Annotated in this window: 14 protein-coding genes and 2 pseudogenes; 5 read left to right on the top strand and 11 right to left on the bottom strand. The window is 54.3% G+C overall.

Annotated features, from left to right (window positions below; genetic code table 11):
* Positions 1-253: 253 nt before the first annotated feature.
* The 6 genes and pseudogenes from NM10_RS03485 to NM10_RS14920 all read right to left on the bottom strand — a co-directional run.
* On the bottom strand, positions 254-1,780 hold the full coding sequence (locus NM10_RS03485) for a VanW family protein (RefSeq protein ID WP_239639586.1): 1,527 nt from the start codon (positions 1,778-1,780) through the stop codon (positions 254-256).
* Between the two features lie 336 nt (positions 1,781-2,116).
* Entirely contained in the window at positions 2,117-3,136 is a 1,020-nt protein-coding gene (gene holA, locus NM10_RS03480) for a DNA polymerase III subunit delta (RefSeq protein WP_020723890.1), read from the bottom strand.
* Positions 3,115-5,220, bottom strand: coding sequence for a ComEC/Rec2 family competence protein (locus NM10_RS03475; RefSeq protein WP_239639585.1), 2,106 nt, complete (start codon positions 5,218-5,220; stop codon positions 3,115-3,117). The genes holA and NM10_RS03475 overlap by 22 nt, the downstream gene beginning before the upstream one ends.
* Positions 5,220-5,744 (bottom strand): helix-hairpin-helix domain-containing protein, encoded by a 525-nt coding sequence (locus tag NM10_RS03470; protein ID WP_020310220.1) that lies wholly within the window; start codon positions 5,742-5,744, stop codon positions 5,220-5,222. The genes NM10_RS03475 and NM10_RS03470 overlap by 1 nt, the downstream gene beginning before the upstream one ends.
* Before the next feature lie 123 nt (positions 5,745-5,867).
* Positions 5,868-6,698, bottom strand: coding sequence for a TrkH family potassium uptake protein (locus NM10_RS14925; RefSeq protein WP_256378954.1), 831 nt, complete (start codon positions 6,696-6,698; stop codon positions 5,868-5,870).
* A gap of 106 nt (positions 6,699-6,804) precedes the next feature.
* A pseudogene (locus NM10_RS14920) lies at positions 6,805-7,191 on the bottom strand (potassium transporter TrkG); the annotation flags it as partial.
* Here NM10_RS14920 and NM10_RS14370 point away from each other — a divergent pair.
* The 4 genes from NM10_RS14370 (at position 7,144) to NM10_RS03450 (ending at position 10,407) form a co-directional block, all read left to right on the top strand.
* Positions 7,144-7,290 (top strand): hypothetical protein, encoded by a 147-nt coding sequence (locus tag NM10_RS14370; protein ID WP_239639596.1) that lies wholly within the window; start codon positions 7,144-7,146, stop codon positions 7,288-7,290. The pseudogene NM10_RS14920 and the gene NM10_RS14370 overlap by 48 nt on opposite strands.
* Before the next feature lie 181 nt (positions 7,291-7,471).
* Positions 7,472-8,758 carry a M18 family aminopeptidase gene (locus NM10_RS03460; RefSeq protein ID WP_020310219.1) on the top strand — a complete coding sequence of 429 codons (1,287 nt, stop codon included), beginning with the start codon at positions 7,472-7,474 and terminating at the stop codon, positions 8,756-8,758.
* Positions 8,759-9,015: 257 nt separating this feature from the next.
* Positions 9,016-9,369, top strand: a complete 354-nt coding sequence (locus tag NM10_RS03455; protein WP_020310218.1) for a helix-turn-helix transcriptional regulator — start codon at positions 9,016-9,018, stop codon at positions 9,367-9,369.
* A gap of 402 nt (positions 9,370-9,771) precedes the next feature.
* Positions 9,772-10,407 carry a YigZ family protein gene (locus NM10_RS03450; RefSeq protein ID WP_020310217.1) on the top strand — a complete coding sequence of 212 codons (636 nt, stop codon included), beginning with the start codon at positions 9,772-9,774 and terminating at the stop codon, positions 10,405-10,407.
* Between the two features lie 141 nt (positions 10,408-10,548).
* Here NM10_RS03450 and NM10_RS03445 read toward each other — a convergent pair whose 3' ends face one another.
* Both NM10_RS03445 and NM10_RS13990 read right to left on the bottom strand, forming a co-directional pair.
* Positions 10,549-11,514, bottom strand: coding sequence for a D-2-hydroxyacid dehydrogenase (locus tag NM10_RS03445; RefSeq protein ID WP_239639584.1), 966 nt, complete (start codon positions 11,512-11,514; stop codon positions 10,549-10,551).
* A gap of 3 nt (positions 11,515-11,517) precedes the next feature.
* On the bottom strand, positions 11,518-11,676 hold the full coding sequence (locus tag NM10_RS13990; RefSeq protein WP_020310215.1) for a hypothetical protein: 159 nt from the start codon (positions 11,674-11,676) through the stop codon (positions 11,518-11,520).
* A gap of 381 nt (positions 11,677-12,057) precedes the next feature.
* Between NM10_RS13990 and NM10_RS03440 the strand changes: the two genes are divergently transcribed.
* Positions 12,058-13,428: an amino acid permease gene (locus tag NM10_RS03440; RefSeq protein WP_020310214.1), complete on the top strand. Its 1,371-nt coding sequence runs from the start codon at positions 12,058-12,060 to the stop codon at positions 13,426-13,428.
* 159 nt (positions 13,429-13,587) lie between these two features.
* On the opposite strand, the gene NM10_RS14365 is transcribed toward NM10_RS03440, so the two are convergent.
* The 3 genes and pseudogenes from NM10_RS14365 to NM10_RS14115 all read right to left on the bottom strand — a co-directional run.
* Positions 13,588-14,079 carry a hypothetical protein gene (locus NM10_RS14365; RefSeq protein WP_020310213.1) on the bottom strand — a complete coding sequence of 164 codons (492 nt, stop codon included), beginning with the start codon at positions 14,077-14,079 and terminating at the stop codon, positions 13,588-13,590.
* 31 nt (positions 14,080-14,110) lie between these two features.
* Entirely contained in the window at positions 14,111-15,499 is a 1,389-nt protein-coding gene (locus NM10_RS03430) for an AAA domain-containing protein (RefSeq protein ID WP_071601825.1), read from the bottom strand.
* Positions 15,500-15,544: 45 nt separating this feature from the next.
* A pseudogene (locus tag NM10_RS14115) lies at positions 15,545-15,724 on the bottom strand (IS256 family transposase); the annotation flags it as partial.

Genomic DNA, 15,724 nt, shown 5'->3' with positions numbered 1-15,724 from the left:
CTTTAAATTTTAACCACTGAACTGGGACGGCCCCTACATGCCTCCCCTGCTTCCCATCCATGGTAGGGGCGTCCACGTGGGACGCCCGTCGCACACAGTGTGGGAACATTCGCTACCTGTTGGTGAAATTCCTACAAAATCCAAACGGACTCACCCTCTACAGCGGTCCGTTTCAGCAGCTATCCTGCCATTTCTTACCGTCATGACCTGACGGACTCGCCACGTGCGAGCCCCTACTACATGAACCGATGAGTTATTCCTCATCGGCCGTGTTGACCGCATCGGGCGCCGGGACATTGAAGTCCATCATGTCGTGCGGTGCGTTGAGGAGCGGGTCCTGCGGTTCCAGGTCCGCCGTGCTGACGACTTCTTCGCTATCGTCGCCGGGCGTGAGGATGATTTCATCATTCGGTTCATAATGGGACTCGATGGTATCGACATGGCGGTCGCCGTCGCTGTAAGCCACGGTCCGGCGGATAGTCACGTCATGGCCGTCGTAGCCTTCCTGCTTGCGCTTATCTTCGGTCACACTGTCGTCGTGCTTCTTGATGACCTTATGAGGCAGGTTCTGGAGATGCGTCGTTTCAAAGGACACACTGCACGTATCGGCGTGATTGCCCAGGATATACGTCGTCACCGTATTCTGACCGGCGACGGTATAGACGCAGACCGGATGCTGGAAAGGATTGGTAAAGGCAAAATCCAGGCCGTCATCGGCGACAGTCGCATCCATGCCGACGGGCACATAAGCGGCCGGGGCAAAATGCGGTTCCCGGCTGGCAATGAACAAGCCCGCCCGCAAAGCCGCATTGAACAGGGTCGTACTGACCTGGCAGACGCCGCCGCCTGTCGACTGTTCGAGCTTGTTTTCAAAATACGACGGTGCCTGCTTATAGCCTTTGTCCGGCGTCCGCGTGCCGACATACTTGTTAAAGGAGAAATCCTTCTGGGCCATGACGACGGCGTGGTTGAGGCGCTTCTGTGCCAGGCGGATGTTGACGTTGCGGTCCGGGTTGGTATCATCGAAATGGGTCGTATAGTACGACAAGACCGTGTCGATATTCTTGAGGTCGTCGGCCTTGATGTCCGCCCCTTCCCGGCTGTCTACGGGGACGTCCAGCGTGTCCGTCCTGCCCGTATGCAGTTTGGCCGTCACAGCATCTTTCAGCTTATCTGTATTGATGACGATGCGGTCCTTGGCATCTTCAATGGCGACAGTCTTCTGGTCGTCCTTGACATAGGCATAGGCATTCTGCGGATCCTTATCGTACTTGTCGTGGACATCGGCCAGGGCCTTATCCAATTTATCCTCGTCAACGGCAATGGCCAGGGGCACATCCTTGCCCTGCGTGAGCGTCGTCACCACATCGGCCACGCGCTGCCAGGGCAGGCCCCGGCGGCCGACGAGATGCAGTTCATCATCGATATAGCTGCGGTCCAACTTGGCTCCCAGTTCGTCCAGGTCCAGCGTCACATCGACGCCGTCCGCGGCCAGGCGCAGCTTGCGGTCTTCCGCTTCCTTCTCGTGGAGGTCGAGATAATTGGTGATTTCTTCATCAGTCATATCGGCAATAGATTGCCCATTGAGGGTCACCATCTGTTCCGCCTTGCTCTGGGCCGCAAAAAAGCCGCCGAAACCAATCACACACAAGGCCAAGACAACAGCAGCCCGCTTCTTCCAGGACGGCGTGTCCTTTTCCGGAGGCAATCCATGCTTTTCCCGGTACCGCCGGCGATATTCCTTCATCCGTTCTTTCCGTGCTCGTTCTTCGTCAGTCACATTCTAACCTACCTTTTCTCTATATTTCAATCGCCCCTGGCTCCCCTCATAGGGGAGCTGTCAGCGAAGCTGACTGAGAGGTTCTCCCCTGCGATCTGCAGGCCGCCAGCCTCAGCTGTCCGTTCCAGCAACCGTCCTGCCATTCCTTACAGTCATGACCTGACGGGCTGAAAAGGCACGTGGTCGCCCCTACATCTCTCACATGCTAACCTACCTTTTCTCTATATTTCAACTGCTCCTGCAAACGGCAAATCAACCTCTCCGGCCTTTCAGGCCACCTCCCTATGAGGGGAGGCGAACTGCGACCTGCGACCTGCGGGCCGCCGTAGGCGGCCCCTACCTACAATACAAACAAATAAGGGGTCCCATATCGGCCGGCGACGCCGTGCCGCGGCGGATATGGAGCTGGAGCGTAAAAATTTGGCAAATACAACTTTCCAACTCTTCTATTTTCCAATAAGATGCCACTTTTTGCAAGTGGTATAAGACATATTTTACGCTGCGGCCCTTATTGATGGTCTGCAGGATCTGTTCGCACTGGTGCTGGCCGGCATGGGCCCGGCGCAATTCCTTATAAGCCAGGAGCAGGCGCAGGCGCGACAACATATAGCCCGTATTCTTCAAAAAAGCATCTTGCCGGCTGAACAGGCCTTCCAAAAAAGGCAGGGTCTTTTCCCCATTGCGCCGCAAAAATTCATCCATAAAGGTGAAGAGATTCTTTTCCATCGTCCCGGCAAAGAGGTCCTGCAAATCGGCCACATCGACGGTTTTCCTGCTGTCGGGCACGGTGATGCACAATTTCTCCAGCTCCGAAAAGACATAGAGCAACGAAATATCACCCCAGGTCTGGAACAGGGCCCGCAAATAGGCGACGGCCCGGCTGGTCAGGCGCTTGCCCTTCCCTTTCAAATAGTCCGTCACATAAGGCATGACCGTCTTTTCCGTCACCGCTTCGGCCGCCACGACGTCGGCCATGGGCTTCAGGGCCTTGAAAAAAGCACTGCCCGTATCCATCTTGCCCTTGCTATAGAACAAAAGACTGTTCTCGTCGCTGAGCCGCCGGGCCTCGTCCAGGAACCACTGCTCATCCTTGGTGAGCTTGCTCCGCGACCGGCCGCCGCGCTTGAGCGGCAGAAAGGGACAGTCATACCAAATCGTGACCGTCCCACTGCTAAAGAGACTCGACCCCTGGAAGGATTCGACGACCGTCGCCGCCACAGCATCCTTCTGGAAAGACTGAATCTCGGCTTCCCCGCCGGCCCGCTCGTGGGCCGCCGCCAGGAACCGCTTCCGACTCTCTTCCATGACATACGGTTCTGTCCCATAAATAATCATTATATGTTTCTTATATTCCATGACTGTTCCTCATTAAACGTAGAAATGCGCCACTGCCCCCGCCAGCGGTACAGACGGACCTGGCCGTCCCGGGATGGCGAAAAACAAGGCACACCGTAACCGGCCGCCGTCTCGCCCCACTCTGTCAGGGTTTCATCGCTGCGGCGCGAGCCATAGACAATGGTCGCCATGGCCGATACGGGGAAATCCCGGCCATTCCAGCCCGTCAGGGACCGGAATTCCAGACAAAGCGGTCCTGCCGGAAAAGGCCTGGCCACCGACGCCAGACAGCGAAAAGGCACATCGCCGCTCCCCGTCCCGGACAGGAGGGTAAAATCCCGCCGCAGCAAGGCCAGCGTATGATCCGCCCCGTCGCCATCGACACGGCACTGGCGGAGCCGGAAGACGCCATGAGCCCGCAAAGCCGGCGTCACGACGACAGCTGCCTGGTCGGGGTTGGCGAATCTCGATTTATTATACCATATATCGGCCGATTTATCCTCATGAATGACAGCCGTCACCTGGTCCCGTCCGGCATCGAGGACCAGGACGCCCGGCCCGGATGGCCGCAGGAACCAGGCCGCCGCCAGACAGGCCAGCAAGGGCGGACCCATGCGCCTGCGAAAAGAGGGGCAAAAGACAAAGACTACAGCCAGATACCAGGCCAAACAGGCCCACTTCGACGGCTGACCGGCCCAGAAGCGGCTCCCCGGCAAGGCGGCGATGAAGGCATTGCCCTTCAGAGCCAGGACCAGCAAGGGCTTGATGAGCCACAACACCATATCGGCAGCGCTGCCCCACAAGAGGGACAGGACCGACGCCAACAGGCCGAGGACCATGACCAGGTCCAAGACCGGTGCGACCAGGACATTGGCCACCAGCGAATAGACGGGAAAAGAAAAGAACGCCGAAAACAAGAGGGGCACGACCAGAATCTGGGCCGCCACACAGACAGTCAGGCAATCCCGCAAAAACAAAGGCAGACCCGCAAACCAGGAGCTTACGGGCCGCTGAAAAAGAATGATGCCTGCCGAGGCGCCACAGGACAGGCGGAAACTCAAGTCAAAACAAAGGTATGGGCTGTAAAGCAGCATCCCGGCCATAGCCAGGGCCAGAGCATGACCGGCCAGGTATTCGCGCCGCGCCGTCAGGCTCAAGGCACTGGCGGCCCCCATGAGGGACGCCCGGACGACAGGCGACGAAAAATCCGACAACGCGCCGTATAAGAAGAGAAAAGTCACAGAAATACAACACAAGCTGCGCGGCCGCAATCCCAGGACGCGGCCTATGAGCTGGATGACGGCCAGCAGCAAAGCCACGTGAGACCCGGAAACAGATAATATATGAATCAGCCCGGTCGTACTGAATGATTCCAGCAGACCTGGCGGCAAGTCCTCGTAATGGCCGCCAAAGAGCAGACTAGCCAGTACCGGTGCATACGTCTCGCCGAGGATGACCTCATAACGCCCGGTCAAAGCCTGGCGCAAATCCTGCAAAAAGGCCTCCCAGCGACCTGGCGGAGCCGTCACGACCACCTTTTCCCCATCATCGGCAAACAGCCGCAAGTAAATCGCTTTTTCCCGGTCGCGATGGAGGGCGTCGTACATGCCGTCATTTTTATAGTATGTCAAAGGCCGGCTGTCGCCAGTGACGACAACCGTACTGCCTACGACCTGCGGTTCCAGCAAAGTCACATAGATACAGCCGTTTCCAGGCTGTACGTCCGCTTCCCCGTCATAGGAATAGCGCCGGACCTGCATAATGTACCGTCCGACCTGTCCCTTTTCATTCGTATAGGTACTGCGCCGTTCTTGCAGCGTCCCTTCCACGGTCAGCCTGGCACCAGCTGCCTGATGCGGCAGGGCTTCGCAGCGCTCTGCCTCCAGCTGGAGACGGCCGGCGCCCAGACTAAGAGCCGCCAGGACCAGACAGACAACTAGGGCAATACGGCTGCGGGACCGGAAAAAGAATAGGCCCAGCAAAGACAGCAGGAACAAAGAAATCCAAAGGCTCAAAGCCAAAGAAAGCACATCTGCCAGGGTAATGCCCCCAGCCAGGGCCAGGACCAGGGACAGGCTGACCCATTCCGGTTTAACCTTTCCCATCATAAGCACACCAAATCTTTCAGCTTGGCGAACTTCGCCGGACCGATGCCTTTGACCTTCTGTAGTTCTTCGATACTGCCAAAAGAGCCGTGTTCCTGGCGATAAGCGATGATATTAGCCGCCATAGCTGGTCCGATGCCGGGCAGGTCCGTAAGGGCTTTCTCATCGGCTCGGTTCAAAGATACCTTGCCGGCTTCCGCCGGATTTTCGGGAATCCCCTGGAAATCATAGGGCACGTGGATATGGGCACCGTCTTCTGCGCGGTCTGCTAAATTGACGGCTCCCGTATCGGCATAGGCAATCATGCCGCCAGCTGCTTCTACGGCTTCGCCAGCCGTTTTCCCCGTTTCCAGCGCATAGAGGCCAGGATTCTTAACGGCTCCCGTGACATAGACAAAGGCTTTTTCCGGCAATGGCTCTTCTACGGCCGGCGGTGGCTCACTAAAAGCGTTTTCAAAGTCAGAGGCGAATTGGAACAGGACCACGCCTGCCAAAATCAGGGCCAAAGCTACGAATTTCTTCATGACAATCCCTCCTATACATATACTGTAAGAATCTATATGTATAGTATGCCCTATTTTTTAACCCCTTTTCGAAAATTTAATCGTCCTTTAATTGAATTCAGCAAAATTTAATCTTTCTCTCATTTACCAGCTGCTCCTGGATTTCCAGAAGCTCTTGCGCAGCATGACCAGGAGGGTGAACATTTCCAGTCGTCCCAGGAGCATGGACAGGCAGAGGATGGATTTGGAGAAGACCGAGAGTTCGGCATAGGTACAGGTCGCGCCGGTGATGCCGAAGGCCGGGCCGATGCAGCCCATGGTGGAAACGCTGATGCCGATGGCGTCGAAGGTGTTGATGCCGTCAAAGGTCAGCAGCAGGGCCCAGAGGGCGATGAACATGATATAGAGGAAGCAGAACTGGGCCGCCCGGATGACCGTATCGTCGCCGACGCGGTGGCCGTTGATGGTCAGGCCCCAGACCTGATGGGGATGGAGCTTGGCTTTGGCTGCCTGCCAGATGTAGCGCACCATGATGACGACGCGCGAGACTTTGAGGCCCGCTGCCGTCGAACCGGCACAGCCGCCGGAAATCATGAGCACCAGCAGGATGCCTTTGGAAAAGGGCGGCCAGCGGTCGTAGTCTGCCGAGACGAAGCCCGTCGTCGCGATGGACGCCGCCTGGAACGACGAATAGCGCAGGGCTGTCGGCGCCGATACGTCGAAGCCGTCCATGAGGTTGAGGCCGATGAGGACTGTCGCCGCGGCGATGATCAGCAGGTAGGCCTTGAATTCCGTATTGCGCCGCAGGACGTGCCAGCCCTTCTGCCAGGCCTGGTAGTACAGGCCGTAGTTGCCGCCCGTGAGGATCATGAAGAAGGTCATCCAGGCTTCGACGGCCGGGCTCTCGAAGTGAGCCGCACTGGCGTTGTACGTGGAAAAGCCGCCGGCTGAGACCGTCGATAAGGCATGGTTCAGGCGCCGAGGAAATCCATGCCGCAGAGCAGGAAGATGACGAAGGCGCCGCCGTGAAGGCCATGTACATGCGGAACAGGACCTGGGTCATGTCGTGGAGCCTGGGCAGAACCCGCTCCCGCGTGGGCCCCGTCGATTCGGCGTTGTACATGTAGACCGTCGACTGGCCCGCTTCCGGCAGCAGGGCGATAAAGATGACGACAATGCCCAGGCCGCCGAGCCAGTGGGTCAGGCTGCGCCAGAAGAGGAGGCTCTGTGGCAGGACCTCCAAGTCGGGGATGACCGTCGCCCCGGTCCCGGTAAAGCCGGAAATGCTCTCGAACAGGCCGTCGAAATAGTTCAGGTAGCCGCCGAGGCAATAAGGCAGCATCCCCAAAAAAGTTGCCAGGAGCCAGCCCAGGCCGGTGATAGCAATGCCTTCGCGCATGGTCAGTTTCTTCGTCCGCACGTGGCCATAGCGCAGGAAAGCCCAGCCAGCCAGGGCACAGACGGCCATGGTGCCCATAAAGGCCGGCCAGCTGTCTTCGGCGAAAGCCAGGGCCATGAGCAGTGGCAGACCCATGACGCCGGCCTGGGCCCAGGCGATCCTTCCTAAAAATTGACAGATTACGTGTAAATCCATAAGCGTCCCTTCAAAAAATAAAATCCTTTTTATTATACCATGGCTGGCGAGGAAGCCGCAAAAAAACATATCATTCCATAGAATCTTATATATATGATATAATAAGAACTACTATTGAAATAACCGACCTATCTCGTCAGAAAGGATGACCTCCATGACTTATGATTATATCCAGGACTTATTGAATTTTATCCATCACAGCCCGTCGCCGTACCATACGGTCCAGGCCAGCCGGGATTATCTCGACCGGGCCGGCTTCCAGGCCCTGTCCCTGTCCGAAGCGTGGCAACTGGCGCCGAACGGTGCCTATTACGTCCCCCTCTATGATTCGGGCCTCATCGCCTTCCGCACGGGTTCCGATGTGCGCCGCCACCTGCGCCTGAGCGCGGCCCATACGGATTTCCCCTGTCTGCGAATAAAATATCGGCCGGAAATCCGCCAGCACGGCTACCTCAAGCTGAACGCCGAAGTCTACGGCGGCCTGCTGCGCGAATCGTGGCTCGACCGTCCCCTGTCCCTGGCCGGGACCGTGGCCCTCCAGGGCAGCGATGCCTTCCAGCCGGAAATCCGCCTCGTCGACGCAGGGAGACCGATTCTGACCATTCCCCGCCTGGCCATCCACATGAACCGCCGGGCCAATGAAGGCGTCGAACTCAACCCGCAGAAAGACCTGCTGCCCCTCATGGGCCTGGACCAGCGCGAGCTGACGGACCATTTCTTCCTCGATTTCCTGTCGGAAAAATGCCGCTGCCTGCCCGAAGCCATCCTGTCCTGGGACCTGACGGTCTATCCCTATGAAGAAGGCTGCCGCCTGGGCTGGCACGATGAATTCGTATCGTCGCCGCGCCTGGACAATCTGACGTCGGTCCTGGCCTGCCTGACGGGCCTTGCCGAAACAGCCGCTTCCGACGGCCTCAACGTCGTCGCCCTCTTCGACAACGAAGAAGTCGGCAGCCAGACGAAACAAGGGGCGGACTCCCACGTCCTGCCGGACATCCTGCACCGCATCTACCACGCCTTCGGCCTGACGGACGATGACTTCTCGGCCGACCTGGCCCGGGCCTTCATGCTCTCTGTCGACGTGGCCCACGCCATCCATCCCAACGTGCCGGAAAAATGCGACGTCACCAACCAGCCCGTCATGGGGTGCGGCGTCGCCCTGAAGATCGCCAGCAGCCAGCGCTATGCCGGGGACGCCGCTGCCGTAGCTGTCGTCAAATCCCTCTGCCGTGAAAATGATATCCCCTATCAGGTATTCATGAACCGGTCGGACATCCCCGGCGGCTCGACCCTGGGCTCCCTGCTCTCAGCCAATCTCCCCCTGCGGGCCATGGATATCGGCATCCCCATTACGGCCATGCACTCGTGCCGGGAACTGATGGGCGCTGCCGACCAGGAAAGCCTGGTCCGCCTGATTCGTGCCTTTTTCAGCCATAAATAGCTTTTTATTCTATACTCCGTATACATCTCTATGTTTTTATCAATATTTTTCTTAATTTAAGTATCATTTTTCGTCCCAATATTATATTTAAGCATAATACTTGCAAGTTCTTAGAATCATACGGTTGACGCTTTTTATCATCCATATTATAATGATTTCCATATTATAATGATCAGTGTATATTACATTGTGTTGTATAGTATACGAAATTGAATGTGTACAACAGAGACTATTGTGTACAGAAAGAGTGAACGCGCATGACTTTAGGACAAGAAATTAGATATTATCGCAAAAAAAAGGGCTTAACCCAGACGGCTTTCGGTGCCCTCTTTGGCATGTCCAAACAAGCCGTCTATTCTTGGGAAACAGGCCTCTATTCACCGGATATTTCAGTACTCCTGAAAATGGCTGATTTTTTCCAGATTCCCATCTGTATCCTCGTCGGCCGGCCGGGCATGTACTGCAAAGGCAGTGAAGAGCACGGCAACAGCTGCGACTTCTGTGCTTCCATCACCGAAGACGACAGCCACATCATCCGGGCCATCCACGCCTTGCCGCCGGAAAAACAGGAGGCTATTAAAACATTATTGAATATCAATGGCAAAAAATAAAGTGTTACAAAAAGAGGCTGTCGCATTAAGACAGCCTCTTTTTGAGTGGTTAGCAGTTAGCGGATGGATTTAAATTTAAAGTTCATGCAAATCCGATTCACAAGTATCTCACATATCCCCTGGCGGGCTCGCCACGTGCGAGCCCCTACAAACGCTAGCGCTGTTTTCTGTAGGGGCGACCGCGTGGGGCGCCCGCTTCAGGATATGTATGATTTCTCGTTCCCACTGCTGGGAGAATCATCAAAATCCCTAGCATGGACTGTTCATGTAAACGGGTCATGGAATTCTCACATATGCTCGTAGGGGCTCGCCACGTGCGAGCCCCTACGAGCCACGAACCACTAGCCACGAGCCACTAAACCATGGTATGATGGAAGAAAAATGTAAAGGACGATGTGTGTTATGGAATCTCTCATCCGCTCGGTCTACGGCCGGGCCGACGCTGAATATGTCATCAAGAAGTCCCGCTTCATCGCGACGGTCTGCGAAGTGAAATCCGAAGACGAGGCAGCAGCCTTCATCGAGGAAATGAAAAAGAAATACTGGGATGCCCGCCACAACTGCTCGGCCTACCAGGTCGGGCCGGACGGCCGTTTCCAGCGTTCCAGCGACGATGGCGAACCAGCCGGTACGGCAGGCCGTCCTATCCTGGAAGTCCTCAAGAAGCAGGGCCTGACCAATACGGCCATCGTCGTCACCCGTTATTTCGGCGGCATCAAGCTCGGCGCCAGCGGCCTCATCCGGGCTTACAGCCACGCTGCCGCCCTGGCCCTGGAAGCCGCGGATATCGCCGTCTATACGCCCTTCACGATCCTGACGGCGACTGTCGCCTATCCCCTGGTCAGCACGATGGAACGCTTCGTCCCCGACCACGGCGGCACCATTACCGGCAGGGATTTCGCCGCCGACGTGACCTTCACCATGGAAGTCCCGCAAAGCGGCAGCGACGCCTTTGCCGCCAGCCTGACCGACACGACCAGCGGCCGCGTCACCTGCCGGAAAACCGGCACCATCGTCAAGCCCGTGGTTAGTGGTTAGGGGTTAGGGGCTAGCTTTCTTTTACTCTATAAGTGTAGTACAGAGAGTTTGTAGTTCGCAGAGAGGACTTTAAATTCAAAACCATCTGCTAACCACTAGCCCCTAAAAAAATGGCTTGTCGCTTAGTGACAAGCCATTTTCTCATGCTTTATACCCGGTCATGAGGTCGACGATGTTTTCCAGAGGGTCGCCGGCCCGGTAGCGTTTGAGATTATCTGCGGCGATGCGGACGATGTAGTCGTGCGTCGCCCGGAGATGATAGCCGCCGGAGATGTGCGGCGTAATGTAGATGCCCGGCGTCTTCCACAAGGGGGCCGACGACGGCAGCGGTTCCGGGTCGGTAACATCCAGGGCAGCGCCGGCCAGATGGCCCTGGGCGACGGCTTCCTGCAAAGCGGCCTGGTCGACATTGGTGCCGCGGCCGACATTGACGAAATAAGCGCCTTTCTTCATGGCCGCAAAGCGCGCGGCGTCATAGATATGATACGTTTCCGGCGTATCGGGCAGGCACGAAGCGACGATATCCGCTTTCGCCAGGTATTCATTGAAATGGGCCATATCCCCCATTTCGTCAGCTTCCGGCGGTACGGCACCCTGACGGCGGCGCAAGCCGATGACGTGTGCCCCCATGGCCTTGACGCGCTGGCCGAAGTTACGGCCGATATTGCCAAAACCGACGACGACGACCGTCGCGCCATAGAGGGACGTGACCGGCCCTTCGTCGCGCCACAGGGCCTGATGCTGATTGTCATAGTAAAGATAGAGTTTCTTCATCATAGCCAGTGTCTGGGCCAGCATGTGTTCCGACAAGGCCAGGCCATAGGCACCGGTCGCATTGGTCAAGGTGACGCCGGCCGGCAGGATACCGGGCTGGCAGTATTCGTTGGCACCGGCACTGTTGAGCTGGAGCCACTGCAGCTGTGACGCTTTCTTCACCAGGTCAGGAGCGATATTGCCAATGATGACGTCCGCTTCATCCAGCGCCTTGCCGGCCTGGGTCCCATCACCGGGACAATAGCAAAAATCCGCTTCCGGAGCAGCTGTTTCCAGCCACTGTTTCTGTTTTGCATCGACATCCATGACAACTAAAATCTTCAAACGAATCACTCCCTATTGCTTTTTTTGTTTAGCGGCAATGCGTTTCACCGTTTCCAACGGGCATTGGGCAACGTGCGCAATGAATTCATAGGTCACGTCTTCCTTCAATAAGTTCCTGACGATCTGATCGACACTGCACCGTTCTCCGTCCGCATTGACGAATTGGCCCATTTTCCCCGCCTCCTCTGCCATTATAACACAATCGAGAGACCTGCATATATATTGCAACAAAAATCATCCTTCTTTCTTGAGGAGCCGCTGCCAGCTATTTGCAAGCCAAAAGATAGCAGCCGCCTATTTCTATTTCATTATAGCTTCTCAATAAAGAAAAAGATAGCATTCCACGATAGCTGTAACAGAACTGTGCAGGCCCGGTCATAATATGGCTGATGCGTCGTAATCTGTCTTCACTTGTTTTTCCCGGATTGACAAGCGCTATTTTTGTTCTATACTAATAGACAGAGTGTAATCGTCAAACGACCGCACGAAGGGGTACACCACCTTGGGTGTAAACTTTCGTGCGGCCTTTTTTTTTGTTAGGAGGTCTTTTTCATGAAAGAAGCATCACAGATGCAGCGCGGCCTGAAGAATCGTCATCTCCAGATGATCGCCCTGGGCGGCGCTATCGGTACGGGGTTGTTTTATGGGTCGGCGTCGACCATTTCCCTGGGCGGGCCGTCGGTCATCGCAGCCTATCTCATCTGCGGCATCGTCATTTTCCTCATCATGCGCATGTTGGGGGAAATGGCCGTCGAAGAACCGGTGTCCGGGTCCTTCAGTTATTACGCCGACAAGTACTGGGGCCCTTTCCCGGGTTTCATGCTGGGCTGGAATTACTGGTTCTCTTATGTCATCATCAGCATGGCCGAATTGACGGCTGTCGGCATCTACGTCCATTACTGGCTGCCCGACCTGCCGCAATGGGTGACGGCCCTGGTCTGTCTCATGGCCATCACCTGTCTCAACCTGGTCAACGTCCGGGCGTACGGTGAAACGGAATTCTGGATGTCCTTCATCAAAGTGGCGGCCATCCTGGGCATGATTGCCCTCGGCGCCTGGCTCATCTGCCAGGACAGCCGGCCCTTCCCGCAGAATTTCAGCAATCTCTGGGATTACGGCGGCATCCTGCCAAACGGGATCTGGGGCTTCTGCCTGGCCATGGTGACGGTCATCTTTTCCTTTGGCGGCGTCGAACTGATTGGCATCACGGCGGGAGAAGCAGAAAATCCCGAACGGTCCCTGCCCAAGGCCATCAACCAGATCATCTGGCGCATCCTCGTCTTCTACATCGGCACCATGGTCGTCATCATGACCTTGTGGCCATGGAACCAGATTGGCACACAGAACAGTCCCTTCGTCCAGATTTTCACTAACGTCGGCTTCCCGGCAGCGGCCAATCTCCTCAACTTCGTCGTCCTGGCGGCAGCCATTTCCGTCTATAACTCGGCCATTTACGGCAATTCCCGCATCGCCTTCGGCCTGGCAGAAGAAGGCAACGCCCCGCAATGGTTCAAGAAGCTGTCGTCTCGGGGCGTACCGGTCCACACGCTCTGTCTCTGCTCGGGCCTGACCTTGTTCGTCGTCGCCGTGACCTATTTCTTCCCGGGAAAAATCTTCATGTACTTCCTGTCCCTTACAGTCGGCGCCACCATCGTCAACTGGGTCACGATCATCGTGACGCACTTGAAATTCAAGACTTACTGCCAGAAAACAGGCAAGACCACGAAGTTCCCGTCCCTCTGGTATCCGGCAGCGGACTATTTCTGCCTGGCCTTCCTCTGCTTCATCGTCCTCATGATGACCCAAATGCCGGACATACTCACAGCCGTCCTCATCATGCCCGTCTGGCTGGCTATCCTCTGGTGCTGCTGGCGCCGCCTGGCCCCTGCGCCAATGATGACACACACCATGCAAAAGCCTTAGCACAACGCTGCCCAGTCTGTTGGAAATGGTTTCCCTTATTCCATTCCAACAGCACCTGCATGCGGGACAATTCTGCTAAACAGGCATACTGCTGACGAATACAGTCCCCTACCGCCGCCATGACAGGATTGCGCGTCCTTTCCTCTTTGTCGCCCAGGCTCAAGTATACGGCCTGGGTCTGTGGCGGCCGCTGACTGGCATAATCCAGCCAATGGGGAAACCAGACCGACGGCGACGCGGCAGCAATAGCGAGAAGGCTGGCGTCTGCCAGGCGCACCACAAAGCAAAGAGCCCTGCCAGGGAATATCCGCCTAACACCACGGGGATGCCTTCCGGTAAATGGTATCGCAGGCGGACAGCTGGCAAGAGAACTGTTTCTACGAAGTGTAGGGTTTCGGCTGCACCATGCCCAAAATCAGAACACCCAAAAACAGCAGGACTATCCCAGGGAGATAATTCCTGATTCCAATCTTTTACCAGAAAAGCGACAAAAACGAAAGGTACTTGGACAGCCTTCGCAATGGCTGTTACCTGTTCGTCCAATACCTCCCAATCATGGTCATCAACAGGCTGTATCAATAGATACACCGGCTGCCCTGCTGAATAAATAAGGCAGTTTTTCCCGCCTATAGAAAATATTGTTTTATCCATAAAATCTCCTTTTCAGCCGTGTTCAGCTAGACTACTTAATTCCTAAGATTTTTCCTTTATTATTTTGGTAGATAATCTCGTCTCCTACAGAGTGCCCTAAACATGCTTTTGTTAATTCAGTAAGAGAACCTCTAGAGTTTTTCATCATGATATATGTCTTTGTACTTTCATTTAATCTAACCGTTACTTTATCACCCATCTTGATTTTTCTTTGTTGCTTCAAATTCAGTGTTTTGGGGGCCACTGTTTCTTTTTTATAATGAACCTTATATTGATTTCCAGGCGACATAACAGCTTTTAATGGAACTTCGCTTATTGACTCTGGATATTGAACAATTTTATTAGCAGCAGTTTTTATCACATTATCTTGTTTATGCCATTCATCTCTAATTTGTTGAGCTCGATTAACAACACGCTGGTACAAACCGCATGAATGATATTGATCATCGTCCGCGCTGTTCTGAGAATTTTCAGTATAAATCCCGTAAGTGGTGAGCTTTTTAATAACATCCTCCATGGTACCGTCTTTATCCCGGTAATACATGCCACCACGAATACGAATAAACTTCCATCCAATACGTTGTAATATACATTGTCTTTCCATGTCTTCTTCAATTTTCGCAGCTCCACTATGGAATCTTTCTCCATCACATTCAATGGCAATTTGTTTGTTCTCATAAGATACAACGATATCGATGCGATATGGACCTGCTTCATACTGTTGCTGGATATGGTAGCCTTTCGCCAATAGATATTTAGCTACCTCAGCTTCAAAAGGTGATTCAGCCTTAACTTCCGCTTCCAAGAAACGCGCTCTATGTTCCTGATAATTTTCAGCATATTCTAAAAGTCCAAAACGAACATCTTCATCTTCAAGATTTTCCCCATGTTTAAGTTTAGTATAGTCTAGAGAATTTACGACCCATAACTGATCCTTCGCCCGACTAGCCGCAACATTATATCTTCTTCGCAAATCCAGTTTAGTACGACTACGATTTGCCGATTCATCGTCATCTACCATACTTAGAAACATGACATCGCGTTCATCCCCCTGAAAGGATGCTGCATTTCCAACCACGACTTGTCGCTGATTCCACTCTTGCATATTGATATCATGATTATATGCAAAATTCATAATATAAAAAGCTTGTTCATCACCTAATAACGAAATGATACCAAACGTTTTATCAGCATATTCAGTTTGTTCCCAACAAGCCAACATCAAGGAAACGATACACTCAGCCTCTTTGTCATTAATTTTTGCTTTACCATTACGTCTACCATCCACTCGATAGTTAATAACAGGTGGCATTAATTCTGAAGAATGAGAATCCCGCAATGGCAAAATTCGATTATTATACATTTTTTCATTGCTATAACCAATGATTTCTGGTACACACCGAAAATGTTCTTCCAGCATAACCGGTTTAAAAGCGGGTGTGTCAAGAGTTTTGTGTAAATCGATTCAATAAGCAACATCGTATTGCTGCATAAGCTGAGACATCCTGTCGTCCATGAGCAGCTGGTTCCGGACCATCGCCCAGTTTGCGACGTGACGACCCTTCCATTTTTTATAGAGCTCTTGGATGCGTAGGTAGAAAATCTTGAAGACTGCATCCTCGTTGGGGAAAGCTGCCTTTCTTGA

The sequence above is a fragment of the Megasphaera sp. NM10 genome, assembly GCF_000417505.1.
Lineage (GTDB): Bacteria > Bacillota > Negativicutes > Veillonellales > Megasphaeraceae > Megasphaera > Megasphaera intestinihominis.
This window is presented reverse-complemented; position numbering and strand designations above follow the sequence as displayed.

Bases quoted from the DNA above. Each gene is read 5' to 3' on its own strand.
- holA (WP_020723890.1), bottom strand. From the start codon at position 3,136: ATGGAATATAAGAAACATATAATGATTATTTATGGGACAGAACCGTAT.
- NM10_RS03475 (WP_239639585.1), bottom strand. From the start codon at position 5,220: ATGGGAAAGGTTAAACCGGAATGGGTCAGCCTGTCCCTGGTCCTGGCC.
- NM10_RS03470 (WP_020310220.1), bottom strand. From the start codon at position 5,744: ATGAAGAAATTCGTAGCTTTGGCCCTGATTTTGGCAGGCGTGGTCCTG.
- NM10_RS03460 (WP_020310219.1), top strand. From the start codon at position 7,472: ATGACTTATGATTATATCCAGGACTTATTGAATTTTATCCATCACAGC.
- NM10_RS03455 (WP_020310218.1), top strand. From the start codon at position 9,016: ATGACTTTAGGACAAGAAATTAGATATTATCGCAAAAAAAAGGGCTTA.
- NM10_RS03450 (WP_020310217.1), top strand. From the start codon at position 9,772: ATGGAATCTCTCATCCGCTCGGTCTACGGCCGGGCCGACGCTGAATAT.
- NM10_RS13990 (WP_020310215.1), bottom strand. From the start codon at position 11,676: ATGGGCCAATTCGTCAATGCGGACGGAGAACGGTGCAGTGTCGATCAG.
- NM10_RS03440 (WP_020310214.1), top strand. From the start codon at position 12,058: ATGAAAGAAGCATCACAGATGCAGCGCGGCCTGAAGAATCGTCATCTC.
- NM10_RS14365 (WP_020310213.1), bottom strand. From the start codon at position 14,079: ATGGATAAAACAATATTTTCTATAGGCGGGAAAAACTGCCTTATTTAT.
- NM10_RS03430 (WP_071601825.1), bottom strand. From the start codon at position 15,499: ATGCTGGAAGAACATTTTCGGTGTGTACCAGAAATCATTGGTTATAGC.